This is a genomic window from Oleiphilus sp. HI0079, from assembly GCF_001635105.1.
Genome location: NZ_LWFT01001133.1, coordinates 1 through 706 on the forward strand (window position 1 = coordinate 1; position 706 = coordinate 706).

Sequence of the window (706 nt, forward strand, 5' to 3'; positions counted from 1 at the left end):
CGCCTTTTGAAACGCTTACCTTAGCTCGCAATCCGCACTCTGCAATCCGCAACTCAACGATACACGCTCAACGAATGGTTGTAGCTCGCGCTATTTGTCGAACCAGTGTTGTGTTCGGTTTACCAAAGCGACTAAAGACAACATCACAGGCACCTCAACCAATACACCAACCACGGTCGCAAGCGCTGCGCCCGAATTTAGGCCAAACAAGGAAATCGCTACGGCTACGGCCAATTCAAAAAAGTTAGAGGTGCCGATTAAGCAGGCTGGTGCTGCAATGTTATGCGGCAGTTTGAGTGCTTTCGCGCCACCGTAAGCGATTGCGAAAATCACGTAGGTTTGAATCAAAAGTGGAATGGCGATCAATACGATTGCCAGTGGCTTGTCGAGAATCGTTTGCGCCTGAAAGCCGAATAGCAATACCACTGTGGCCAAAAGCCCGGTCACAGACCACGGTTTTACGACAGTCAGGAAACGGTTTAGCCGTTCATGATTATTGTTTTTCCCCGCCGCCTGATCATCAGGTCGATCAAGCCGAATACGGGTTATCACACCTGCAACCAACGGGATCACGACGTAAAGAATGACCGAGAGCAAGAGCGTTTCCCATGGCACGGTAATGTCACTCAGACCAAGTAAGAAGGCCGCGATAGGGGCAAAAGCGAAGATCATAATGATGTCGTTCACTGATACCTGAACGAGTGTG

The 706-nt window shown here is 49.9% G+C and carries 1 protein-coding gene; it reads right to left on the bottom strand.

Annotation, left to right across the window (positions count from 1 at the left end):
* Positions 1-90: 90 nt before the first annotated feature.
* Positions 91-706: arsenic resistance protein (locus A3750_RS20035; protein ID WP_369819960.1), on the bottom strand; the 616-nt coding region annotated here is incomplete at its 5' end.